21 protein-coding genes, 1 pseudogene and 1 other annotated feature are annotated in these 24,982 nt (G+C 48.1%); of the genes and pseudogenes, 20 read left to right on the top strand and 2 right to left on the bottom strand.

Features of this window, described 5'->3' with window-relative positions; translation table 11 throughout:
• Positions 1-127: 127 nt before the first annotated feature.
• Positions 128-1,282 carry a plasmid pRiA4b ORF-3 family protein gene (locus TES5_RS09180; RefSeq protein ID WP_068561572.1) on the bottom strand — a complete coding sequence of 385 codons (1,155 nt, stop codon included), beginning with the start codon at positions 1,280-1,282 and terminating at the stop codon, positions 128-130.
• A 332-nt stretch (positions 1,283-1,614) separates the two neighbouring features.
• Between TES5_RS09180 and TES5_RS09175 the strand changes: the two genes are divergently transcribed.
• Positions 1,615-1,905 (top strand): hypothetical protein, encoded by a 291-nt coding sequence (locus tag TES5_RS09175; protein ID WP_068561571.1) that lies wholly within the window; start codon positions 1,615-1,617, stop codon positions 1,903-1,905.
• A 17-nt stretch (positions 1,906-1,922) separates the two neighbouring features.
• Entirely contained in the window at positions 1,923-2,990 is a 1,068-nt protein-coding gene (locus TES5_RS09170) for a hypothetical protein (RefSeq protein ID WP_068561570.1), read from the top strand.
• 13 nt (positions 2,991-3,003) lie between these two features.
• Here TES5_RS09170 and TES5_RS15210 read toward each other — a convergent pair whose 3' ends face one another.
• Positions 3,004-3,195, bottom strand: a complete 192-nt coding sequence (locus TES5_RS15210; RefSeq protein WP_143148235.1) for a hypothetical protein — start codon at positions 3,193-3,195, stop codon at positions 3,004-3,006.
• Positions 3,196-3,365: 170 nt separating this feature from the next.
• Here TES5_RS15210 and TES5_RS09165 point away from each other — a divergent pair, with 170 nt between their 5' ends.
• The 18 genes and pseudogenes from TES5_RS09165 (at position 3,366) to TES5_RS09075 (ending at position 24,897) form a co-directional block, all read left to right on the top strand.
• Positions 3,366-4,529, top strand: coding sequence for an ATP-grasp domain-containing protein (locus TES5_RS09165; protein ID WP_143148234.1), 1,164 nt, complete (start codon positions 3,366-3,368; stop codon positions 4,527-4,529).
• Positions 4,530-4,544: 15 nt separating this feature from the next.
• Positions 4,545-5,298, top strand: a pseudogene (locus TES5_RS09160) (esterase family protein).
• 409 nt (positions 5,299-5,707) lie between these two features.
• Positions 5,708-5,967: a binding site (T-box leader), on the top strand.
• A 52-nt stretch (positions 5,968-6,019) separates the two neighbouring features.
• Positions 6,020-7,066, top strand: coding sequence for a uroporphyrinogen decarboxylase family protein (locus TES5_RS09150; RefSeq protein WP_068561567.1), 1,047 nt, complete (start codon positions 6,020-6,022; stop codon positions 7,064-7,066).
• 150 nt (positions 7,067-7,216) lie between these two features.
• The gene (locus tag TES5_RS09145) at positions 7,217-8,257 is read left to right on the top strand and encodes a Gfo/Idh/MocA family protein (protein ID WP_068561566.1); all 1,041 of its coding nucleotides are present in this window, start codon (positions 7,217-7,219) and stop codon (positions 8,255-8,257) included.
• Position 8,258: 1 nt separating this feature from the next.
• Positions 8,259-9,362, top strand: coding sequence for a uroporphyrinogen decarboxylase family protein (locus TES5_RS09140; RefSeq protein ID WP_068561565.1), 1,104 nt, complete (start codon positions 8,259-8,261; stop codon positions 9,360-9,362).
• A gap of 32 nt (positions 9,363-9,394) precedes the next feature.
• Positions 9,395-10,267, top strand: coding sequence for a transporter substrate-binding domain-containing protein (locus tag TES5_RS09135; RefSeq protein WP_068561564.1), 873 nt, complete (start codon positions 9,395-9,397; stop codon positions 10,265-10,267).
• Between the two features lie 61 nt (positions 10,268-10,328).
• Positions 10,329-11,039, top strand: coding sequence for an amino acid ABC transporter permease (locus TES5_RS09130; protein WP_068561563.1), 711 nt, complete (start codon positions 10,329-10,331; stop codon positions 11,037-11,039).
• Positions 11,040-11,063: 24 nt separating this feature from the next.
• Complete coding sequence (locus tag TES5_RS09125; protein ID WP_369813491.1) at positions 11,064-11,849, top strand: amino acid ABC transporter permease; 786 nt, start codon at positions 11,064-11,066, stop codon at positions 11,847-11,849.
• The gene (locus tag TES5_RS09120; RefSeq protein WP_068561561.1) at positions 11,824-12,564 is read left to right on the top strand and encodes an amino acid ABC transporter ATP-binding protein; all 741 of its coding nucleotides are present in this window, start codon (positions 11,824-11,826) and stop codon (positions 12,562-12,564) included. The genes TES5_RS09125 and TES5_RS09120 overlap by 26 nt, the downstream gene beginning before the upstream one ends.
• 670 nt (positions 12,565-13,234) lie before the next feature.
• Complete coding sequence (locus tag TES5_RS09115; RefSeq protein ID WP_068561560.1) at positions 13,235-14,647, top strand: IS4 family transposase; 1,413 nt, start codon at positions 13,235-13,237, stop codon at positions 14,645-14,647.
• A gap of 89 nt (positions 14,648-14,736) precedes the next feature.
• Positions 14,737-16,056 carry a YeeE/YedE family protein gene (locus TES5_RS09110; protein ID WP_068561559.1) on the top strand — a complete coding sequence of 440 codons (1,320 nt, stop codon included), beginning with the start codon at positions 14,737-14,739 and terminating at the stop codon, positions 16,054-16,056.
• Between the two features lie 72 nt (positions 16,057-16,128).
• Positions 16,129-17,826: an FAD-dependent oxidoreductase gene (locus TES5_RS09105; RefSeq protein ID WP_068561558.1), complete on the top strand. Its 1,698-nt coding sequence runs from the start codon at positions 16,129-16,131 to the stop codon at positions 17,824-17,826.
• Positions 17,827-17,950: 124 nt separating this feature from the next.
• Positions 17,951-18,736: an ABC transporter permease gene (locus tag TES5_RS09100; RefSeq protein ID WP_068561557.1), complete on the top strand. Its 786-nt coding sequence runs from the start codon at positions 17,951-17,953 to the stop codon at positions 18,734-18,736.
• Between the two features lies 1 nt (position 18,737).
• Positions 18,738-19,790, top strand: coding sequence for a taurine ABC transporter substrate-binding protein (locus TES5_RS09095; protein WP_068561556.1), 1,053 nt, complete (start codon positions 18,738-18,740; stop codon positions 19,788-19,790).
• Positions 19,791-19,802: 12 nt separating this feature from the next.
• Positions 19,803-20,615 (top strand): ABC transporter ATP-binding protein, encoded by an 813-nt coding sequence (locus TES5_RS09090; RefSeq protein ID WP_068561555.1) that lies wholly within the window; start codon positions 19,803-19,805, stop codon positions 20,613-20,615.
• A gap of 197 nt (positions 20,616-20,812) precedes the next feature.
• Entirely contained in the window at positions 20,813-22,480 is a 1,668-nt protein-coding gene (locus tag TES5_RS09085; RefSeq protein WP_068561554.1) for a peptide ABC transporter substrate-binding protein, read from the top strand.
• A 130-nt stretch (positions 22,481-22,610) separates the two neighbouring features.
• Positions 22,611-23,903: a peptidase T gene (gene pepT, locus TES5_RS09080; protein ID WP_068561553.1), complete on the top strand. Its 1,293-nt coding sequence runs from the start codon at positions 22,611-22,613 to the stop codon at positions 23,901-23,903.
• Between the two features lie 37 nt (positions 23,904-23,940).
• Complete coding sequence (locus tag TES5_RS09075; protein WP_068561552.1) at positions 23,941-24,897, top strand: hypothetical protein; 957 nt, start codon at positions 23,941-23,943, stop codon at positions 24,895-24,897.
• Positions 24,898-24,982 lie beyond the last annotated feature (85 nt).

Raw genomic sequence — 24,982 nt, 5'->3', positions numbered from 1 at the left:
GTGAAATTGTCGAATAGGTGAAATCATTCGACAATTCGATTACAGCATGGAACGGAATTGTCGGATGTTGCAGTGACATTCGACAATTCTCCCCCAACGTAAGACGAAATCCGCGAATGTTGGAGGTCTATTCGGGAAACCGGCCGCGCCACACTTTAATATTTTTATTTCGAGCCGTTTTTTTATTATGTAGCCTCATTTCCAATACTGTGTTCACGCTACTGACAATACCTTTAGCATCGCTGTTGAGGAGGCTGAGATCCCCGGTCATGACTTCATAACGACTGTCTTCGTAAGGGGCATCGTTTTTCGCGGCCGTGCAGATCGGATAGGTCGTTCCTTCTGCGGGCTCGAGAATTTTTTCGAGGACAATCTTATGTTGCCAATCATCGCCGAAGTCATAGGTGTAACGCGCCTGATCCTTCTCCACCAGAAAATGATCATGCAGACGCTCCTCTGTTTCGGAGAGGTAGGTCTGTTCATCATCAAAAAAGATACTGTCGAAGGGGGATGAGGCTTCTTCATCAGATTCGATGACGACGTTTTTCTGGCGGATGCCGTTCGATTTCTGGATCCTGAATTCGTGCAGATGGTCATCCTGCCAATCGAACAGGATCTGGATGATTTTGTGCAACTCCAGGAAAGTGCTGGAGCTGTTGACCTGCACCTTCCTCCAGACAGGCACGCCGACGTTTTCGAGCGTGATCTTGAAGGAATAGATTTGTGGCTGCTTAGGTGAGGCTGGCTTTTTCGATTTCCTGGAGGATGGATTCAATAGCTGTGTTAATTCATCCAACTGTCCTTTTAAAATGTCATAGCTTTCTCCGCGTTCGGGAGACCGTTCAATGAGTTGGTTGAGCTCTGCCAAGATAGCCTCTGCGGGAGTTAATGTTTTGCTGAAAGTGACTGTGTATTCATCTGGAATATCCTGAACGGAAATGTACGTTGCCGCGTCACCGGGTTTCTTGAAGTAGTCCTTGAGGGGTGTGCCATTTTCATAGAATCTTTCATCGAAAAGCGAGGTATTCTCAGAGTCTTCGTTGTAAACAAAGGGATCTTCAGACACTTGGTCAGGGGCAGGTTGCGGCTGAATCGAGATGCCGGACTGCTTTTTTCCGTTGGAGCGCATGATCTGGAAAGAATGATTTTTGGGAGCCTCTTCCTGGAGGACTTGCAAAATATCTTGATATAGTTGTTCGAATGTGGAATTGTCCTCAATCCGGATTGTGTGTGAAATCGGTTCGGTCAGCAGATTTTTTTCTATCGTCATTTCGTAAATCACGTAAGAGCCTCCTTGGCAAAAATAATTGCCGCAATTTGGGTGTTAGTATCCCTATCATAACCAATAATGGGGTTGGGAAGCAACCTGATATTTTGCGGATGAGCATACCAGAAAATAGTTATATCAGTATAAAAAGTTGCCGTTTAAGCGGCCGTATCAAGGGGCATGAAAGTCAATTTTGTGAAATATTGATGACGAATTCACAAAATTGTTTCAGTGTGTGTCTAGGTGTATGATAGGTATATCGAAAGGTTGCAATCGTTTCGTATACCCATTTGTTTTTTGAGCACTGTCCCTTCGGATTTGTCTTTCAGAGGAATGGAGTGTTGAAAATGACCAGAAAAAAAGATCAGAGAATGGTCCAAAGCAAGTTCATCTGCCAAGAATGCGGAGCGCAGATGGTGCTTTACCGCAAAAGAGCAGAGCAGCGTAAATTGGGGCACGTCAAACATATGTATTGCCCGAGTTGCAAGGAAACAAAGGCCTTCACGGAAATCAAGGATTGGGACCGGAATGTTGTTTTTTGGGAAGATTATCAAAATGCGCTATTGACCGAAGCGGAAACGGACGAACTCTGGGATTCACTCTGGACGCGCGGTTCCGAATCATTGTTACATGGTTGAAAGGGAGGCGGACAATAATGGATGAAGACAATATTTTTGAGAGTCATGAATTTGAGGCAAAAGCTGATTTTGAAATGGACTGGGAAGACTTGTTGGAAGAACTGAGCGATTATGAAATACCTGAAGAGAGATTGAGTGAATTGGCTGCTCAGGATGGTGGCTTTCCGTTCCTGGAACTGCATTTCCAAGAACTGCGCTATCTGAATTTGATGGATGAACAGCTCTATGTCGGAGAAAACGAATCTGCAGAATTCTACACAAGCATGGCGAACACATACGGCACTAGGGTAATCGATGGGATCGAATATGCCCTCATGGATGACTTCGCCTATCATTATTTTCATGAAATGATGACGGTTGAAGCGGTGGACCGCCAAGGCAGGCAGTTCGTCATGGTCTACGGTATGCCCGATAACTGGGAGGAAATTGAGAAACAGGTAGAGGAAAAGGTCTGGGATCCCAGTGAGGAGGATGAAGTGGCGGCAGCTGATGGAACCGAGACGTGGGAACACCCGGATATGGTCATCAGCATGATCGATTTCCGCAACGAAATCATCAATCGGGCAGCGCTTGAGTTGCGAAAAAATGGCTTCCCATTGGACCTGAATTTCCAGTCCAAACGGATGTTCATGGACGATGTGCTCATATCGAGGGCGATCACACTTCAGATGCCGGGCATAATCGCGGCTTTTGAAAAAATCTCCGCAAACTTCAGTGATGTCGACCACATTGGGTTTTCGATGGATGAGAAAAGGATCCGCATTTTTTACGCCGACACGGACGAAACAATCGACCATATGCTTTCAGCTTGCGGAAAGATAGCGCACGGATCGGCAAAAAAAACCGGAATCGGTGAGGTTTTTTATGATACTTTCTTGGATCGGGTCGAACGCGCATTGTTCGAACTGATCTTCCTTGTCAACAAACCGACAGATGAGTTGGCTTTCGTGAGTGGGGTCGCGATGCAACGATTGGATGCTATCCGGGCAGGTGAACTGGAGTTGGGGGAACTGACCTTGGACCAGGTCAACCGGTTGATGCTCAGCTTTCCGGAACTGTTGAATTTGGAATGGCTGTTCGTTTAAGAAAGTGAGGTTGTTAACGCTCAATCAATCCCCTTAGAGCTTCGTCGTATTCAGCCATGGATTCAATCACACATGCTAAAAATGTTTCCGAATCATTCGTTTTCTGATTTTGTTGCCGGGAAAGAAGGGTGCTTCGCGCATCTGATGAGAGTCGAATGATCCTGGCGGATGCTCTTTTGGCTGAGAACCGATTTATCTTTTTCATACTGTTCACGCCTTTCGAAGAAATGGATTTTAGTTATTCATAGCTTATCAGAAAAACCTCACGATTGTATCAATATTTTTCGTTTTCACCAGAAAAACGCTTGTAAATCTGCCGTTATAATGGTACATTCTCATTATAATCTAATGTTCGGAAGAGAGAAGGGAATCAGCATGAATTATGTATTTATTTCACCCCATTTTCCCAGTAATTTCAAGAATTTCGCGGTCGGTCTGAAGAAGGCGGGCGTGCATGTTTTCGGGATCGCCAGCGAACCTTACGAGTTGTTGGATACGGACTTGCGCGAGAGTCTGACCGAGTATTTCCGCGTCAATGATATGGAAAATTATGACGAAATGCTGCGCGCGGTGGCTTACTTGACATACAAGCACGGCAAAATGGACCGAATCGAATCGCACAATGAATACTGGTTGGCGCAGGATGCGCGTCTGCGCACCGATTTCAACGTGTTCGGCTTCAAAAATGAGGATATGGCCTTCGTAAAACTGAAGTCCGCCATGAAAGAAAAATTCAAGGAAGTCGGTATCCGGGTGGCACGCGGGCGTGTCATCGGCGACTATCAAGATGCCCTTGGGTTATGCCACGAATACGGATTTCCGGTCTGCATCAAGCCGGATTCCGGTGTCGGTGCGGCGGATACACACAAAATTCGTTCCGAAGAGGAACTCGGGCACTTTTTCCATGTGAAGAATCCTTATGAGTCCTACATTCTCGAGGAATTCATCGACGGAAAGATCGTCACGTATGATGGTCTGACCGATGCCGCGGGGAATATCCTTTTCGATGCTACTCTGGTGTACGAAAAAGCCGTGTTGGAAATCGTCGAAAAAAATGCGGATATGTTCTACTATGTCGACCGCAATATGCCGGATGATTTGCGTGAAATCGGCACCAAGCTCGTGCAGGCTTTCAATGTCCGTGAGCGTTTCTTCCATTTTGAGTTTTTCCGTTTGCCTGACGGCAGCCTTGTTGCCCTGGAGGCCAACCTGCGTCCGCCTGGCGGGCATACGATGGACATGTGGAACTGGGCGAATGACGCCGATCTCTATGCCGCTTATGGCGAACTGGTCGCGACCGGAAATTTCACGGCGCAGATGCATTTTCCTTATTACTGCTGCTACGTCAGCCGCAAGGGCGTCCATCCTTACCGCTTCACACATGAGGAAGTGATGGCCCGTTACGGTGGCAACGTGGTCCTGTTTGAAGAAATGCCGGGGATTTTTGCGGCTATTATGGGGGATTTCGGCTATGTGATCCGTGCGGCAGAATATCAAGAACTGATGGACATTATCCATATGATTTCCGTAACCGAATAGAATGGGGGAAAAAAGATGCACGTAGAATATTCATCACAATGGAGCGGCCACCTAAACCGTGAGATGCGTTTCAATCGCTATGGACATGCCGGGAAACCGATCATCGTCTTCCCATCGTCCGGCGGAAGTTACAACGAATATGCGGACTTCGGCATGATCGAAGCCTGCCAGTGGTTCATCGACCAAGGCTTGGTGCAGTTTTACACACCGGACAGCGTGGACAACGAGTCTTGGCTTTGCGAATGGAAAAGTCCTTACGACCGCGCCAATATGCACGAACGCTATGACCGCTATATCATCGATGAACTCATGCCGCACATCAAGTATCAGACCGGTTATCAAGGGCCGATGCTTGCGACCGGCTGCAGCATGGGCGGCTACCATAGCTTGAACTTCTACCTGCGTCATCCGGATGCTTTTGATACCGTCATTGCACTGAGCGGTTTATATGACGTGCGTTATTTCTTTGGGGATTACCACGACCGCAACGTCTATGAAAATTCGCCGATCGACTACCTGTGGAATCTGAACGACGGCTGGTTCCTGGACAAATACCGTTCCGGCAACATCATTGTCGCCACCGGCCAAGGCAACTGGGAAGAAGTCAGCATCAAAGACACGAAGAAAAATAGAAGAAGCGCTGCGCTTCAAGAGGGTCCCCGCCTGGATCGATTTCTGGGGTGAAAACGTCCACCACGACTGGGAATGGTGGCGCGTCCAGATGCCGTATTTCCTGGGCAAACTGAACGAGCAAGGCAAATTGAATTGATGAAAAATCTGTCCTTCCGGCATTTTACCGGGAGGACTTTTTGTTGCGTGACGATGGATGTTGTGGGGGGCGGGCCGTCCGTCTTTTTTGAGCGTAAACATGAATAACTAGCCGTTATCCATCTTTTTCGTGAGGCGGCGGCTCGAAAAGATGGATTCATAAATATTATTCATCTTTTATGCAGGTCAAACATTCGAAAAGATGAATACTTTCGCGGTATTCATCTTTTTGGGCCCTTTTCGCATTCGAAAACATGGATACTTGGCCGTTATCCATGTTTTCCCCAAGCATGCATAATCAACCGGCCACTCGGCTGTTCGTTTTTCCCTGTCAATCCTGTTCGGAATCGTGTGCTTTTCAGGCCGTGGCTGCGGTGGTAGACTTTGTCTATCAAATAAAAGCCATACAGAAAAAAGCAAAGAAGAGGAAAGTACTGGTTGAATTGTCCTTCAGAGAGCTCTTGGTCGGTGGAAAAGAGCGGACGGCAGCACAGGAAAAATGGCCTCGGAGTTGATGCGTTGACAGGGATTTTCCTGCAGACGTATCCGGACGCCCCCGTTAGGCAGGCAACGGTATCGAGCGCAGCAAAAGGCTCTGTACCGGTTGAGGCGGCAAGCGCAAGCTTTTCGCGAAAAAAGGTGGAACCACGATCTAACAGTCGTCCTTTCTGGAACAATCCAGGAAGGGCGGCTTTTTATTTTACATTTTAGGAGGAAAACATATGACAGAGACGAATAGAAAACAATTGATTTTTGACACTTTCGACAACAAGGAAACGGAGCGTGTGCCGGTTGGCTTTTGGTTTCACTTTGTTTTCGGTGATGCTCAATTCCGTGGTTTGGAGGACAGATCGATTTTGGATCGAGTGATCGCGGGGCACAAGGAATTCTATGACGCCTTCAAACCCGATTTCGTAAAGATCATGAGCGATGGCTTTTTCGGGCATCCGAGTCTGTTGGAAAAAAGGATTGAAATAGCGGATGACCTCTACAACGTCCAAGCAGTTGGGCCGAATCACCCTTGGATCACGGAGCAGGTCAAGACGGTGAAACGGATCAAGGAATCCTTCAACGGCGAAGTCGCAACTTTCTATAATATCTTTTCGCCGGCGAACTATATCCGGATCGCCTTCGAAGCATGGGACAAGGATCCCGAAAAATTCACCCGTTTCTTTGAGACCGAACCGGAAGCCCTCGCTTATGCGGCGAACGAAATCGCAAAAGACATCGCAGTCTTGACCCAGAGAGTCATTGAAGAGGCGGGCACGGACGGCATCTATCTGAGCGTGCAGAACGTCCAAAGCAGCACTGCCACCAAAGAAGCCTATCAAAATTACATCGCGCCGAGTGAGTTGGCGGTATTGGCGGAGGCGAACAAAGTCAGCGACTACAATATCCTACATATCTGCGGCTATGAGCATCATCAAAACGACTTGTCGTACTACCGGGATTATGAAGCAAAAGCCTACAACTGGGCGGTACACACCGAAAAAATCAGCCTGAAGGAAGGCAAAGATTTCTTCGGCAACAAAGCGGTGATCGGCGGCTTCGACAATAACACCGGCACATTGTTGGACTCGGGGAACAAGGCGGACATCGCCCGATTCACGGTCGACATCATCCACGAAATCGGCGATACAGGCGTCATCATCGGAGCGGATTGCACTGTCGATCCGCAGATCGGACTGGATCGTTTGGAATTGGTAAGGCAAACAGCGGCAGGCGTCTCAGGCAAAAACAACAAACAAACGAGGTCGCTGCAAAAATAAAACAGGACGGCAGGAGCGGTGTTCGCCAAAGTCGGTCAACCCTGATAGACAATCGGTATTATTTTTAAAATAAGCACCGTGTTAGAATCAGACACATACTTAAAAACGATAGCCATTCCGGTAAGCCGGAGTTCAGGAAGGAGGGGTCCCATGGTCGGGATCGTCATCATCGGTTGCGGGGATGTTTCGAAACAGCGGCACGCCCCTCTAAGCGATAAAAACGAAAAAGTCGATCTGGTTGGATTCTATAATCGTACGATCGCAAAAGCAGAAGCTTTCCAAAAGAAGTACGGCGGAAAAGTCTATCGGACTCTTGAGGAAATCTGGGAAGACGGAACGGTCGATGCCGTTATCGTCGCAACGAACGAACAATCGCACAGCCCCATCACCATCGCTGCACTGGAAGCCGGTAAGCATGTGCTGTGTGAAAAGCCGATGGCGGATTCGGTGGCCGAGGCCGAACGCATGCAGCAGACAGCCGAAAAAACGGGGAAAAAGCTGATGATCATCCATAACCAACGGCTTTATCCCGCACATCAGCTGCTGAAAAAGTTGCTGACGGAAGGGACACTCGGAAAGATTCATGCTTACCGGACGACATTGGCCAACCAAGGTCAGGAAAATGACGGTTGGGGTACGGCGGTCCCCGATTTCTACGATCGGATCGGCCATACGAACGGCGCTCTGACGCAGGTGGGCGTCCACCGTATCGATTTGTTGAACTACTTATTCAGCGAAGATCCCGTCACTGCAGTGTTGGCTCAGACCGCGACACAAGGCAAGCAGTTGGCGGACGGAAGCCCGGTTCCTTATGAGGATTATGCAGTGTTGCAACTCCAACATCGCTCGGGCATCCAAGGAACCTTGCTGACCCACTGGTTTGATTATTCGAACGAAAGGCAGACCGTCATCTACGGCGAAAAGGCCACGGCCGTAACTTATGCGGACGGGCATCCGGTGGCACTTTACCGGAAGAACGGGGAAAAGACCTACCTGGATGATCCCTCGCAGGACGGCTTCTATACAGAACCATTGACACCGATCGTCGACAGATTCGTCGAAAGCATCGAACAGGATACAGTTCCCTTCGTGACAGCGGAACAGGGGATAACGGCATTGCGCATTCTGGCCGCCGCTTACCGCTCGCAAGCAACACAGACATGGATACCCATCGAACAGGAGGATGCATAACATGACAGAAACATTTAATGGAAGAAAAAGAATAGAAGCGGCACTCAAGAAGCAACCTTTGGACAGACCGGCCATTTCCGGTTGGCGTCACATGCCGTTGGTGGATCGGGATGTTGAGGCGTTCGCCGAAGCGACGATCGCCTTCACGGATGAGAATGATTGGGACCTGATCAAGCTGATGTCGCAAGGCCAATTCTTCGCTGAAGCCTACGGAACGCCAATCACCTTCTCGACGGATGCGAAAGAATGGGCAGGCAAAATACTGGACTATCCGATCCGGAGCGCGGAAGATTTGACCCGTTTGGTGCCTCTCAAGGCGGACAATCCGGTGATCCAGCGCGAAGCCGCTTTTGCCAAGAAAATCGTGGAGCACTACAAAGGCGAAAAAGTGGTCGTCGGTACCGTCTTCTCGCCTTTGTCATGGGTGAAGCAATTTGCGCCGGGTAACGATTCGATCGCGCATATCGTCGACGGACCGGAAGAAAGCCCGATTGCAGAATTTCTGGAGCATCACCGTGAGGAATTGAAGGCGGCGCTCGATGTGCTGCATGCCTCCAACAAGGTGTTCGTGGACGAATTGATCGCTGCCGGCGTGGACGGCTTCTTCATCGCCGAACAGTACAGCCAGCGCGGCGACATATCCGAAGCCGATTATGCCGCTTTCGCCAAACCTTATACGGATGACCTGTTGGCTTATATCAAGGACCGCACCTGGTTCAATATCCTGCATGCGCATGGACATGTCGATTTGGCTGTGGAGCGTTTTATCGATTACGATGTCCAAGCCATCAACTGGGAAGACGGCAGCGATCACGCGGAGGATCCAACCCGGTTAAGTTTCCGCAAACTACGTGCCCTGACGGATAAACTGCTGGTTGGCGGTATCTCGCCAAAAACCGATCTGACGTTCTCAAATCAGGCGCAGGAAATCGAGGACTTGCTGGTCGATCGCTTGGCGGATGTCCTGACTGAAACCGGCGACACGGGCATCGTATTTGCGCCGGGCTGCGCGATTTCATTGGAAGCCAACCCGGATTTTTACCAACGCATCCATGCGGCTGCCCAAAAAGTGCAGGCGACCATCCTAAAAACAGCGAACCATTAAACGAATCAGAAACATACAGGAGGAGTAAATATATGAAGCGAAAAAGATTAGTGACGACAGTAAGTTTATTGGGGGCAGCATTTTTGGCTGGATGCGGCCAGATCGGAGCGGAAACTTCAAGCGAAGCAACGAGCGGTTCTGCAGCCGAGGCGGTGGAAGTGACTACGGTGAAAGTCGCGCATACACAAAGTTCCGCACCGATGAATTATGTCGATGAGAACGGCGAATCGACCGGCTACGAAGTCAGCGTGCTGAAGGCCATCGACGAGTTATTGCCGCAGTATGAATTCGAATATGTGCCGACTTCCGACGAGGATCTGCTGATCGGGATCGAATCCGGCAAGTATGCTGTCGGAACGAAAGGCGCTTGGTACACCGAGGAACGCGCGCAAAAATTCATCTTCCCTGAAAATTATATCGGTGCCAGCAGCATCGGCGTGCTGATCCGTTCGGAAGATGCCGAAGAAATCACAGATTTGGAATCCTTTGCGGCTGCAGGCAAGAGCCTTGTTCCGATTTCGCCGAATAATGCCCAGTACAACGTGATCGAGGACTTCAACGCGGAACATCCGGATACACCGATCGAACTGACTGCGGCAGATGTATTCGAAATCGCGGATGCCTACACCTGGTTGTTGGAAGGACGCTATGATGGCTATTTCGCCGTTAAGACCGCTTATGAAGTGAATGTGCTGGCAGAAGGCGCACCGTACAGCCAATACAAGGATGATTTTTCCTACTTCGTCTATGAAGCGCTGCCGACATGGCCGTTGTTCAACAAGGACCAACAAGCGTTGGCCGACGCATACGACGAAGCCTTCCTGCAATTGCAAGAAGACGGAACAATCGATGATTTGATGATCGAATTTCTTGGCGAAAACACATTCCAATACGTGAAGGAATAAGATTCGCGCTGCTGCCGGAGAACGGAACACAACAGCTGAAGCTACAAAGGGAGGCAAAAAGATGAATCGTCCATTCGACATCACTTATATTTGGAAGGCAGTGCCGGACATTCTGTCCGGTTTGGGCGTGACGCTGCAATTTTTGATCGGTACGATCGTGATCGGAGGGCTTTTGGGCTTCCTGGCGACCTGGGCAAGGCTCAGCGGTCCAAAATGGCTGCGGGCAATCGTCCATAGCTATATCTGGATCATCCGCTGCACGCCTTCGATCGTCATGATGTTCTTGGTCTTTTACGGTCTGCCGGAGGTGCTGTTGGGTGTCTTCGGCATCGACATCAATAGCTGGAACCGCCTCTACTTTGTCGTCATCGCCCTGTCGCTCCTGTTCTCCGCACCTTGCTCGGAAATCATGCGTTCGGCTTACTTGGCGGTCGCTAAAGTGCAACGTGAGGCTGCCCTCAGCATCGGCCTTACGGAAGCGCAAGCGTTCAGAAGAATCGTTTTGCCCCAAGCGCTCGTGAGTGCGTTGCCGAACCTCGGAAATTCGTTCATCCTGTTGATGAAGGAGGGGGCTTTGGCCTACACCATCGGCATCGTCGACATCATGGGCAAAGGCCAGCTGATCATCGCGCGCAATCTCGGCGGATATTCGATCGAGACCTACATCGCCTTGGCGGGCATCTATTGGCTATTGACGCTGGCGATCGAAAAAGCGTTCAAGTTGGCGGAAGACAAACTATCAGCAGGAAAACAACCGCTGCGCGCGGCCTAAGAGAAAGGAGCAAGACGCATGACCATTGATTTAGCCTATGTGCAGGAAATTCTGATCCTTGTGTTGAAGGGCATCCCGACAACACTGCGCTTGACCTTTATCCCCTTGCTGCTTGCGTTGCCGTTCGCTTTCCTGATCGCAGTGGCAAGACAGCGCAATCTCAAAGTACTGGCCCGTGTTTCCCAAGTTTATGTGTCCTTCATCAGAGGAACCCCTTTGATCGTTCAGATTCTGGTGATGTACAGCATCTTCCCGAGCCTGTTGAATGTGTTCGTGAAAAGCAGGGGAATCGATTTCGACGTTTTCGGCATCAATCCGATCTACTACGCCTATATCGTCTTTACGCTGAATACGATCGCAATCCTGTCCGAAGTCTTCCGTTCGGCCCTCGAAACGGTCGACAAACGTCAGCTGGAGGCGGCCCTTTCGATCGGCCTGCTGCCGATCCAGGCCTACCGTCGCATCGTGATTCCACAAGCATTGGTGGCGGCAACGCCGAACTTGTGCAACAGCACCGTCAATCTGCTGAAATCGACCTCGCTGGCCTTTCTGATGTCGGTCCAGGATATCACGGCCATCGCCAAGACGGAAGCGGCATTCGGCTACAATTATCTGGAGTCGTACCTTGTGATTTTCATTGTGTACATTGTGCTCTGTTCACTCGTTCAGGTGTTTTTCCAATTGTTGGAGCAGCGCTTGTCCCGCTACAAACGCGGGCGTAACATTGCCGTAAAATCAGAAAACCAACCGGAGTATTTTTTAGATGCGCGAAAGGAGCGATACCATGCTGGAATTGAGGAATATTCATAAGAAATTCGGTGAACTGGAAGTCTTGAAAGGTGTGGATATCGCCGTTGAAAAGGGCGATATCGTCGTGATCCTGGGCCCAAGCGGTTCGGGCAAGACGACCTTGCTGCGCTGCATCAACTTCCTTGAGCGCGCCGACGAGGGTTCGCTGCATTTCGATGAGATCCAGACCGAATTTTCGAAAGCAAGCAAGAAGGACATCAATGCGGTGCGGAAAAAATCTGCATTCGTTTTCCAGAATTACGGCCTGTTCGACAACAAGACGGTATTGGATAACGTCACTGAAGGCCTGATCGTCGGACGCAAAGTTCCCAAAAAAGAAGCCATCGAAGCGGCCATCCGCGCCTTGGAAAAGGTCGGGCTGAGCGACCGCTTGGCCTACTATCCTTCGCAACTATCCGGAGGCCAACAGCAACGGGTGGGCATCGCCCGCGCCCTCGCGGTCAACCCGGACGTCATCCTGTTCGACGAGCCCACTTCGGCTTTGGATCCGGAACTTGTGGGCGAAGTGCTGCATGTGATCCGCAAACTGGCGGAGGAAGGCACCACTATGGTCATTGTCACGCATGAAATGACCTTCGCCAAGGAAGTGGCCAACCGCGTCATCTTCATGGATCAGGGGGTCATTGTGGAGGAAGGCGCCCCTGAAGCTATTTTCGGCAATCCGAAAGAAGCCCGCACCAGAGGGTTCCTGCAGCGGATTTTGGCCCGCGCTTGATCTTTGTGGCTGCTCCCTTAATCAGCTCGTCCTGCCGTTCACAATGGGGGACGGGCTTTTTGTGTTGCAGGATGTATCGGTTCTGCCTGTCACACTTGTTCGGAAATCGGAATTATCCTAAAGGTTGCTGCAATGGTAAGCTACTCTTACGAACTATAAATGGAATGACTTCCAATATAGGGTGAATAAATATGGGAATTGTCAGGGGGGAGTATATTGAAAGGTAAATGGGTCATCGCTACAATTCTAGCGATCAGTTTGGCGGTACTCGAGAACCCAAACTAAAGGCTCTGCTTTAACAGGTTGACCAGAAGGTAGTGTTTGAACTGGAAATCATTGCCGAAGAACTGTTCATCAGCGAAAGAGTTGTAAATTTCGGAAATTAAGGTTATGTAGCAAAGGCTGGTCGGATTATTATTTTGATTTATTTAGTAAGTAATTTAGTTTTTTGGGGGTTTAGGTATATAAGTATGAGTGACTGGGAAAGGTGAAATGGTGCTACGCAATTATATATTATTTTATAACTCAACTTTCGCACTTTAAAAATCCACTTAAACCTTTGATATATCAATGTTCTTAAATCCTTCAATATCAAAAATGTACGCAAAAAGACACCTCTCTTTGGTAAAATGTAGTTACCACAACAACATACACGAAAGAGGGATGTCTTATGGCTGCTATTTTACCAGAAAATCAAATCAATCAGGAACTTAATTCTTCCGTTCATCAATTTTTTCGCGAACAGAAACTGGGAACGTTACTGAATCAATCCAACATTCGGAAAGATGCGGGCATCTCACCGGTACTGCTGGTCCAGTTCATCTTTTCATTGGTCCTTCAAAAGAAAAATTTGTATCGGACGTTGGAAGCGGGACGGGAGCCAGAGGCTCCTGCCAAGGATGCGGTGTATCGCTTGCTCAACAACGCATCCTATAATTGGCGCAGGTTTTTGTTGCTGCTGAGCCGGAATGTCATTACCCAGAAATTGCTCCCGATTGTCTCGGAGAACCGCGAACGCGTCCTGATTTTGGATGATTCCTTATACAGCCGCGCCCGCAGTAAATCAGTCGAGATGCTTGCGCTAGTCCATGATCATGCTACGAAGAAATTCGTCCGTGGCTTTCGCATGCTGACTTTGGGTTGGTCGGATGGCAACACTTTCCTGCCGCTTGCGTTCTCTTTATTGAGCTCAGAAAAACAAACGAACCGTTTCCAGGAAATCAATCCTGCCATAGATAAGCGTACCGTGGGTTACAAGCGTCGGAAGGAAGCCGTCAAAAAGTCGACGGAAGCGCTGTTCGACTTGCTTGATGATATAAATCCGCTCCAACTCTGCGCTCAAACATTACTTTTCGATAGTTGGTTCGCATTTCCAAAAGTAATCAAGCGCGTTGTTTCGGAGTATCCACTTGAGGTGATCTGTATGCTGAAACGCATGCACCGCGTGTACTACACGTATGAAGGTCAAAAGTATACCCTGCCTCAGTTGTATCAGGTTGTGCGCAAAAAACGTGGTCGTGCCAAGATCCTCGCATCTGTTGTCGTCAGCTTGGGACTGGACGATAATGAAAAAGAAATCCAAGCCCGTATTGTCTTCGTGCGTGACCGAAATCGCTCCAAAAATTGGCTTGCAATCTTGTCCACGAATGTCAATCTGCCTGAAGAAGAAATTGTGCGTCTCTATGGCAAACGCTGGGATATCGAGTGTTTCTTCAAGGTGGCAAAGTCACATCTGGCGCTAGGAAAAGAGTTCCAATGCCGCAGTTACGATGCGATGGTGGCCCACACGACAATTGTCTTCACTCGTTACATCATGCTTGCACTTCGAACACGCGAAGAGAAAGATCCCCGGACCATCGGTCAGTTGTTCTTCTTGTGTTGTGATGAACTGGAAGACATCCGCTTTGCAGAGGCCATTCTATTGGTATTTGACTGTCTGAAGGCTTCACTGACGGAAGAACCTGTCCTGTCCGAAGAAATGGTGGAGTCCCTTCTGGATAGAGTTTTCGATAATTTACCAACTTTCTTGAAACGAGCATTCCCACAACCGGAAAAGCAGCTTCCAAGTACTTTAGCGGCATAATATTATAGCTGGAAATGTTGATGCATCAAGTCCAGATGGTCTTTTTTAGTGTGCGAAAGTTGAGTTTATAACAATTAGGAGGAAGTAACATGTCACAAGCACTATCGGAATCACAAGTAACAACAAGAAAGAGACCTTTCTTGCAACCAATCATAGGTGTTGCACTTAGTTTTGGGGCTATTTTTTTTGCAACCTATTTGGCCGGGTTGAAAGAAAATCTGCCGCTCAATTTATTTGCCGGAGTAGTTTTGGGATACATTTTGACTCGTTCTCGGTTCGGCTTCGGCGGTGGAATTAAACGTATTTATATGCGGGGAGAAGGGAGCTTATCAAAATCCATACTTGTCCTGATTTTGGTTACCTCTTTCATTATCATGGGGATTCAATGGAAAGCGGCGGCTGGTGGTGCGGTCCCTGATTACTTGGCTGCAGATGGCCAATCAATCATTCCGGGAACCGCAAACGTGTATTTTACAAATCTAGCTACAATCTTGGGCGGCTTTATTTTCGGTGTAGGTATGATGCTTGCGGGAGGATGTGGTTCCGGTACGTTGGCGGACTTCGGTGAAGGTTCCGGGCGTGCTTTGATCGCGTTTGTTTTCTTTGTTGTAGGCGCAGCTCCTGGAGAATATACTCGTGAAGTTTTTGACAAAACAACGCTTGGGAAAATTGGCTATCAATTGCATTTACCGCAGATGTTCGGATATTTCGGCGCCTTTGCGATTACGGTCATCCTGTTGGCGGTCATTTATTGGATTGTCGTCCGCTATGAAAATATGCGCAAGCAAGAAGGCACCTACCTAGATCCAAAAGGGGACTATGAAGATTTTGAGTTGCCGCTTGATAACCGTGACAAAGCTTCTTTCTTCAGCTATCAGACATACCACAAACTGTTTGTTGAGCGCTGGAGCTTCACTGTTGGGGCGTTGGCATTGGCGCTTGGTGCGGTATTTGTATTAGTGGCGACGGATAAAAACTGGGGTGTGTCCACTGCGCTTGTAACATGGAATGTTGCAATTTTCCAATCGCTGGGCTTTGAATTCCCTGTAGAATATTTCCAGTCCCATATCGATAAAGTGAACGCCGGACTATTGAGTGACGGAGGAACAATCCTGAACATCGGACTATTCTTTGGTTCTATGCTCAGCTTCTTGTTGGCAAATCGCTTTTCATTCAACTTTGACTTCAGTAAGAAAGATGCATTCTATTTCGGATTAGGTGGATTGATGTTAGGATTTGGTTCTCGTTTGGGTCTAGGATGCAATATCGGGGCAATGTACGCATCCATTTCCAGCTTTTCCTTCTCAGGATGGATATTCCTGATTGCTATGACGCTCGGCGGTATCGTAGGAATGAAGGCATTTGCCGGTAAAGTATGCATCCTTCCGCACCGAATCGGAAAGAAATAAACATTACTTGATCTGGATCAATAACCTGAAACCTGAATACTGCACATCATAATATATTAGGAGGCCTTTACTATGGGTAAAAAAGTATTGATTGTTGGAGGCGTTGCTGGGGGTGCTTCAGTCGCAGCACGCGTAAGACGTTTGGATGAGTCAGCTGAAATTGTTATATTTGAAAGAGGACCTTATGTGTCATTCTCGAACTGTTGTATCCCGTTCCACATCAGCGGGGATATCGAAAAATCAGAAAGTCTAGTATTGATGACACCACCGGAATTCGATAAGCAATATAAGATTGATGCACGTGTGTACAATGAAGTAGTGGCAATCAACAAAGAGGAAAAGACAGTATCCGTAAAAAATGTGCAGACTGGTGAAACGTACATAGAGGCTTATGATGTCTTATTCTTGGCGCCTGGTGCGAACGCTGTTCGTCCGCGTTCTATTGAAGGAATCAACTCCAAACATGTTTTTGTCATGAAGACTGTACCGGATGTAGCTTCTCTTACTGCATATGCCCAAGATAACCATGTCAAAGATGTAGCTGTGGTTGGAGGCGGATATATCGGACTTGAAGTTGCTGAGAACTTGAAATACGCTGGATATAATGTCTCGCTGATTGAAGCACAGAACCAAGTAATGCCCCCTATGGATTATGATATGGTCCAAATCATCAATCGTGAAATCAAGGAGAATGGCGTGGATCTGATTTTGAACGACAGTGTCCAAGCAATCGCGCCAACTGGAGTGGCTTTGGCTTCAGGCCGCACGCTCAAAGCGCAAGCGGTAGTGATTGCAATCGGAGTGACACCAGAAAACACTTTGGCTGCACAAGCCGGCTTGGAATTGGGCCTCGGGGGCTCCATCAAAGTGAACCATCACTACCAGACAAGCAATCCACATATTTATGCCGTTGGGGATGCTATTGAGACAACTGACTTCTTTACAGGTCAAAAAACACGATTGACTCTTGCTGGTCCAGCACAGCGTCAAGCACGGGCAGCAGCTGATCATGTTTATGGCCGTACGTATGTGAATACAGGCGTCATCGGTTCTTCTAGCCTGAAGATGTTCGGTTTGAATGCCGCAAATACTGGATTGAACGAAAAACAATGCCAAGAACGCGGCATTGTATATGACTTTGCCTACGTTATTCCGAAAGACAAAGTCAGCATCATGCCGGATGCGGAAAACTTGTTTTTTAAATTGATTTTCGCTGTACCGTCTGGAAAAATATTGGGAGCGCAAGCAGTGGGACGCGGGAATGTCGATAAACGGATCGATGTCATCGCAACAGCGATAATGTTGAATGCTAACCTTGAGAGTTTGAAAGAGTTGGAATTGACTTATTCCCCACACTTCTCCACAGCCAAGGATGTCGTGAACCATGCCGTTCTTGTCGGGCTGAATATTTTGAACGGAGAAGTGAAAAAAGTACCGGTAACCAAAGTGCGCGAATTGGTTGAGAGTGGCGAGATGATAATTGATGCACGCGAAGAACATGAATATCAATTGAGCCATATTAAAGGTGCTGTCAATATCCCGTTGAGTCAATTCCGCGGAAGACTGGATGAGATTCCTAAAGATAAACCAGTTTACGTTCACTGCCGTTCAAGCCAACGCAGCTATAATATGGTGCGTGCGCTTGGTCAATTAGGTTACGAGCATGTTTATAATATAGATGGTTCATTCCTAGGTATTTCGGAATATGAATACTTCAACGATGTTACTTTGAATCGTGATCCGATTGTGACAGAATATAACTTCAATTAATACGAAAAAAAACTTCGGTCTATTAATTCAATAGTCAGTTTCAAGCGAGGAGAAAACGATTTCTGCTCGCTTGATTGTTATTATCTGAAATATAGTTTATTAAAACAATTAATGGGGGATGTTTATGAATGTGAAAATAACCAAAAATCGCTTCGAAGTTACGTTGACATTCATCACTTGGTTTACCATTTTTCTGCTGTGGTTTTTGGTCACCAACTTATATGATGTATCTTCCTTGCTTCTTCCGTCACCACAAGAAGTATGGAAAACATTCATCACTATCGTCCGGAAAGGTTACAACAACATTAGCCTATGGCAACATTTGAGCGATAGTTTTGTGCGTCTGTTATGGGCTGTGGGTATTGCTTTTGTGACAGCAGTTCCGCTGGGGCTATTGAGCGGCTATTTCAGAAAATTTCGGGCTATTATAGATTCAATCGTACAGTTCTATCGTCCCATCCCGCCATTAGCCTATTATGCATTGTTGATTTTGTGGATGGGAATCGATGATGGGTCAAAAGTCACCCTGCTTTATCTCGCTGCGTTTGCACCGATTTATACCGCATGTGTCGCCGCGGTAAATAATGTGAATCAGGACTACATTCTGAGTGCGCTGTCTTTGGGGGCAAGCCAAAAGGATTTGTTTGTCAAAATCGTCCTGCCTGCTTGTTTGCCGAATATTTTTACAGGACTGCGAACCGCTATAGGATTCTCCTACACGACACTGGTGGCTGCTGAGATGACTGCGGCAACTTCCGGTATTGGGTGGATGGTGATCGATGCCTCTCGTTACCTAAAATCGGATGTCATGTTTGTTGGAATCATCATAATGGGTGTCACAGGCATTATGATGGACAGCGGGTTGTTGTATTTGGAAAATAAATTGATATTCTGGAAAGGGAAGGATTAATATGAAAAGAAAAAAAATATTTGGATTTATGCTCACTATTTTGGCAGCCGGTGCATTAGCCGCATGTGGCGGAGCCGATGAGACGACGGAACAGGTCAGTTCCGAAGGAGGCCAGCTGCCGAAAGAAATCAATATCGGTTATTTGCGCGTACCAAACGATGAAAAAATTGCCAAGACGGAGGCCCTGTTTGATGAGTATTTCGCTGATAAAGGCATCGAGACCAATTTTTTGGTTTTTGATTCGGGGGTGGAAGCGAACCAAGCCTTTGCGTCAGGAAGTATCGATTTTGCATCGATGGGAAACACCAACGGAATCATCGCCTTAGCAAGAGGACTAGATGTAGAATTGATTTGGCTACATGAAATACTGGGTGAAATAGAAGCTTTAGCCGTTCGGAAAGATAGCGAAATCGAGAAAGTCGAAGATTTGGCGGGTATGACCGTGGCAACAACATTTGCGTCCACTGCTCATTACAGCCTTTTGCAAGTTCTTAACGATGCGGGCATTGCCGATCAAGTACAACTGCTTGACATGAAGACCGTGGATATTGTCGCAGCATGGGAACGAGGGGATATTGATGCAGCCTATACATGGCAGCCTTCACTAGGGCATCTGTTGGAAGATGGTGATATACTGATTTCTTCAGAACAGGCTGCTGCCATGGGCCACAAAACGGCGAACGTATTGCTTGCAAGAAAAGGATTCACTGAACAATATCCAGAACTCACAACTGATTTCATTGCAGCGCTTGTCGCAGGTGGAAATATTTACCGGGAAAATCCGAACAAAGCTGCTGAAATCGTTGCGGATCCATTGGGAATCACAGCTGAAGATGCGTTGGCACAAATGCAAGGTTCAATTTGGTTGACTTCTGAAGAAGAAATATCTGATGAATATATGGGGACCAGCGAAAAAGCTGGTGCTTTTTCGAAAGTTATGAAAGAAACATCCGATTTCTTGTTGGGACAAGGAACAATCACAGAATCCCCGTCGCAAGATGAATTTGATGCTTTTATTAATCCACAATACATTGAAATGTACTTGGAAAGATAAGGATGTTTTGATATGAATTCACAAAAATCTTTAATTGAGCTGCGCAATGTCAGCATGGATTACGGCAACGGAAAAGAGCAGATGTTGGCGTTGGAAAGAATTGACCTGACGATTGCCCCCCAAGACTTTGTTTGCGTGTTGGGGCCTTCCGGTTGTGGAAAAAGTACGTTGCTGAAAATCATTGCTGGTTATCAACAACCAACAACAGGTGAAGCAACTTTCCAAGGCAACCCGATCCAAGGCCCGGACTGGAATCGAGGTGTGGTTTTCCAAATACCTACCCTATATCCTTGGTTAAGTGTAAAAGATAATGTCGGCTTCGGCCCGAATATCAGAGGGTTGGGCAAAAAAGCAGTTGACCAAATCAGTAATCACTTCCTCGAACAAATCGGATTACTGAAAGATAAAGACAAAGCCGTCTTTGAACTTTCAGGCGGTATGCGCCAGCGTGTGGCATTGGCGCGAGTTCTGGCTAATCGGCCGGAACTGATTCTCATGGATGAGCCATTAGGGGCATTGGACGCTCTCACGCGCTTGAATATGCAGACATTGATTCGTGATTTGTGGCAAGAAAACAAAAACACGGTTCTCATGATTACCCATGATGTCGACGAAGCGCTATCTTTGGGAAATCGCGTCATCGTGATGTCCAAGCAACCAGGGAAAATCATAAAGACTTATGAATTGGACTACACGCATAAAACGCTAGATACAAAAAGTAATCGCGTAAACGTAGACGCTGCCTATCTGGAAATAAAAAATGAAATTCTGGATCTTATCAACACAGACATGGACGTTTCTTTAACTTCCAGCGACAACGGGTAAGTCTTGCTCGTCCTACCGTTCGCAACGGGGGCGAGCTTTTTGTGGTTATTGGAAGTATCGGCGTTGCCTATCACAGTTGTTCGGAAATCGGAATTATCCTAAAGCATCCTGTGATGGTAAGCTACTTGTACATACATATCAAAGAAATGAATTCCAACATAGGGATAAAAATAATGAGAATCGTCAGGAGGAACAGTATGTTAAAAGATAAATGGGTCATCACGACAACGCTAGCGATAAGTTTGGTGTTGGCGGGCTGTTCGACCGGGGATGCCGCAAATACGGAAAGCAGCGAAGGGGCAGCCGCTTCATCAGCCACACCTGCCGCGGAGCAAGTCATCACGATCACGAATACGGGGGAGTTGGCTTCCTTGGACAACGCCATCTCAGCAGATAACTCCAGCTTGGTGGTGCTCGAGAACGCAAATGAAGGTCTTTATCGCGTCGGTGACGATGGCGCGTTTGAATTGGGTATCGCCGCCGAAGAGCCTGTCGTCAGTGAAGACGGACTGGAATATACTTTCAAGATTAGGGAAGATGCGAACTGGTCGAACGGTGATCCGGTGACTGCGCAGGATTTCGTCTATACCTACCAAAAAATCGTCGATCCGGCGACGGCTTCCCCGAACATCAATAAACTGTACCCGTTGAAGAACGCCGAAGCGATCAACAACGGGGAGTTGGACAAAGCCGAACTGGGTGTCGAAGCGGTCGATGAAAAGACCGTGAAGTTCACTTTGGGCAATCCGACCGCTTATTTCAAGGATTTGTTGGGGACGTCTTCCTACTTGCCGCAGAACCATCAAGTGGCGAGCGAGTTGGGCAGCGCCTACGGAACGAACAGTGAAAACACGGTGTACAATGGACCTTTCGTCGTGGAAGGTTGGGATGGCACAGATCTGAACTGGTCGATGGTTCCAAACGAAGCTTATTGGGACGCGGAAAACGTCAAATTGGATCAGATCAACTGGGAAGTCAGCAAAGAAATCGCCACGAACATCAACTTGTTCGAATCCGGTGAGGTCCAGTTGACGCAGATCAGCAATCCTTACATTGAACAATATGCAGGATCCGACGCTTTGGTGACGGAACCGAAAGCTCTGTCCGGCTATGTCTGGTTTAACCAAGGCCGCACGAGCACAGCCAATGTCCATCTGCGGAAAGCTCTTTCTACTTCGTTCGACAAGGAAGCGTATGTGGATACCGTTTTGAATGACGGTTCCGTGCCTTCGAATGGTTTTGTGCCTTCCAATTACGCCTTCAATCCGGAAACCGATGAAGATTTCCGCGAAGAGAGCGGCGATTTGGCAGTCTACGATCTGGAAACGGCACAGGCCGAGTGGGAAACCGCTAAGGAAGAATTGGGCATCGAAACATTGTCGATCGAATTGCTGACTTCCGATACCGAAACTTCCAAGACGACTGCCGAATTCCTGCAATCGCAATGGCAAGAGAATCTGCCGGGCTTGACGATTACAATCCGCAATGTGCCGCTGAAGAGCCGGATGGAATCGACCACGAACGGTGATTACGACATCGCCTACGGAACGTATACCCCGAGTTACGCCGATCCGATTGCCTTTCTGGAGATGTATGAATCCACAAGCGGCCTGAACAGTTCGCGCTTTGCGGATGAAGGTTACGATGCCTTGTTGGACGACACCAGAAGCACGTATGCGAACGATGCGGAACAACGTTGGGAAACACTATTGGCGGCGGAAGAAACCTTGATTGCCGAGAACGCCGTGAATGCGCCGATCTATCAAGGCGCCAACGCCAACTTGGTTGATCCGTCCTTGAAGGATGTGCAGATCCAACCAGTGGGCGCAGCGATGTATTTCCGAACGGCTTACGTGGAAGAGTAAACGGACAATAGACTGAAAACAAGCACTTGAGAAAATATCCGCTTAACGGACTTGCCTTCAGAAGGCGACCGTTAGTCGGATATTTCCTTATATTGATATGAAAAGCGTCAAAGAAAGGCGGATGAGGTATATGTACGAAAATTTATTGGAAAGATTCATCGCATACGCAAAGATCGACACGCGTTCGGATGACAGCAGCTACACGGTGCCGTCAACGCATAACCAGGTGACATTTGCCTTGGAGTTGGCAAAGGAACTGATCAGAATCGGTCTGGAGGAGGTCGAATATAATGAAACGAACGGCTTTCTGACCGCGACCCTGCCAAGCAATACGGCAGAAGCAGTGCCGGTCATCGGTTTCATTGCGCATCTGGACACGGCCGATTTCAACTCAGTCAATATCCATCCACAGGTCCATTGTGCTTATGATGGCGGCGATATCGTCTTGAACGAGGCTGAAAAAATTATCCTCTCGCCGAAGGAATTCCCGCGCTTGCGGAACTATATCGGGGAGACGGTCATCACTACGGACGGCACGACCCTGTTGGGCGCCGACGACAAAGCCGGCATTGCCTCGATCGTGACCGCCTGCGAGCAATTCATCGCGCATCCGGAACGGAAGCACGGGAAGATCCGTCTTGCTTTCGGACCCGATGAAGAACTTGGGGCTCGCGGGGCGAAACTGTTCGATGTGGACCGTTTCGCGGCCGACTTCGCCTACACGATCGATGGCGGACCGATCGGAAATCTGACCTACGACAATTTCAATGCGGCCCAAGCGGAACTCACCATCCGCGGCACGAGCGTCCATCCCGGTTCCGCAAAGGATACGATGGTCAACGCTTTGCTGGTCGCCAGTCAATTTGCGACGGCTTTGCCTCAAGAGGAGACTCCGGAACGCACCAGCGGCTACGAAGGCTACTACTTGCTGACTAGCCAGAGCGGGACCATCGATGAAGTTAAACAGACCTACTACATCCGCGATCATGACCGGGAAAGCTTCGCTGCCCGCAAGCGTTTCTTCACCGAACAGGTGGCGGCGTTCAACTCCCAGTTTGTCGAACCGCGGATTTCCTTGACGTTGTTTGATCAATACTACAACATGCGCGATATCATCGAACAGCATCCGATTGTCGTCGACTTGGCGGTGCAGGCGTATGAATCCTGCGGTATCACGCCGGTATTCAAGCCGATGCGCGGCGGGACGGACGGCTGCATCATCTCTCACAAAGGCTTGCCGACCCCGAACCTGTTCTCCGGAACCGAAAACGGCCACGGCAAATACGAATTCGTTACGCTGGAAACGATGGCGAAATCCGTCGACGTCATCATGGCGATCGTCGAACAGAGTGCCGTACTGAGTAAAACTTTTCAGCTGGAAGGTATCTTCTCCTTAACGCAAGCCGTCAAAAATCGGGTATAATATACTTAGCAAACTGCAATTGGGGAGGATGAATTGCATGAAAGAAACGGAAAAAGTATTGAAACAGTTGAACAAATTCATTTTGAATCACGTCGAGGATTACGACTCTGTGGATGAAGCAGTTGAAGCATTCACGAAGCTTTCCAACGAGGCCAGTGCCAAGGGCGAAACGTTCGTAATCGGAGAAATGACAAACGAGGAAAAAGCGACTGAAGAGCTGGAGAAGCTGGAGTTCGCGGCTTCCGAACGCGAATACGCAGCGATTTTGGAGCGTGCCTTGAAGTTGGATCCGGATAATTTGGAAGCCCGGCTATTTAAACTGGATCCTGAATCACTCGAATTCATTCATGAACTCAAGAAACTGGAGACACTCGGAAAGGCAGTGATGCAAAAGCGCGGTCTGGATGATGAGGAGTCCATCGGAAACTATTGGGGAATCGTCGAAACCAGGACATACTTGCGCATCAAGGCGCTGTATGCGGATGAATTGCAGAAACGCCGGATGTTGACGGCTTCCGTGAGGGAGTATGAAGATATTTTGCGGTTGAACGAAGCTGACAATATGGGGATCCGCTACATTCTGATGGGTATCTACTGTCAGTTGGAACAAATGGAAAAAGCCAAAGAGCTTTACCAGCGCTCCCCTGAAGCATCCGCTCAGATGCTGTTGCCGCTGATTCTGCTTTCATTGAAATACGATGACGAGTTGAGCGCGAAACGCTATTACAAAGATCTACAGAAAGAAAACAAAAGCTGCAAAAAAGTTTTTGGCCGGCGGGAGTTTGATCTGGAGAGCATGGTGGAAGCAATCGATGCTGTTGATTATCTTGCGGACAGCGAAGAAGAACTCTACATCGCGATTTCCAATGTAATGACCGACTTTGCGGTCGTGCCGGATATGTACTATTTCAACTGGCTGAAGAAAAATCTAATCAAACCGCCTTCATCTAAACCGTCTAAGCCATCTAAGAAAGGGATCCAGAAGAAAAAATAGTTGCCTGATTGCTCAATAAAAAAGCCGACAAGGAAACGGAATATCCGTGATCTTATCGGCTTTTTGTGTGCTTATGGTTGCTGCT

The sequence above is a fragment of the Trichococcus sp. ES5 genome (genome assembly GCF_900067165.1).
GTDB classification, from domain to species: Bacteria; Bacillota; Bacilli; order Lactobacillales; family Aerococcaceae; genus Trichococcus; species Trichococcus flocculiformis.
The sequence above is the reverse complement of the archived record's forward strand: the minus strand, read 5'-3'. Positions and strand labels throughout refer to the sequence as shown.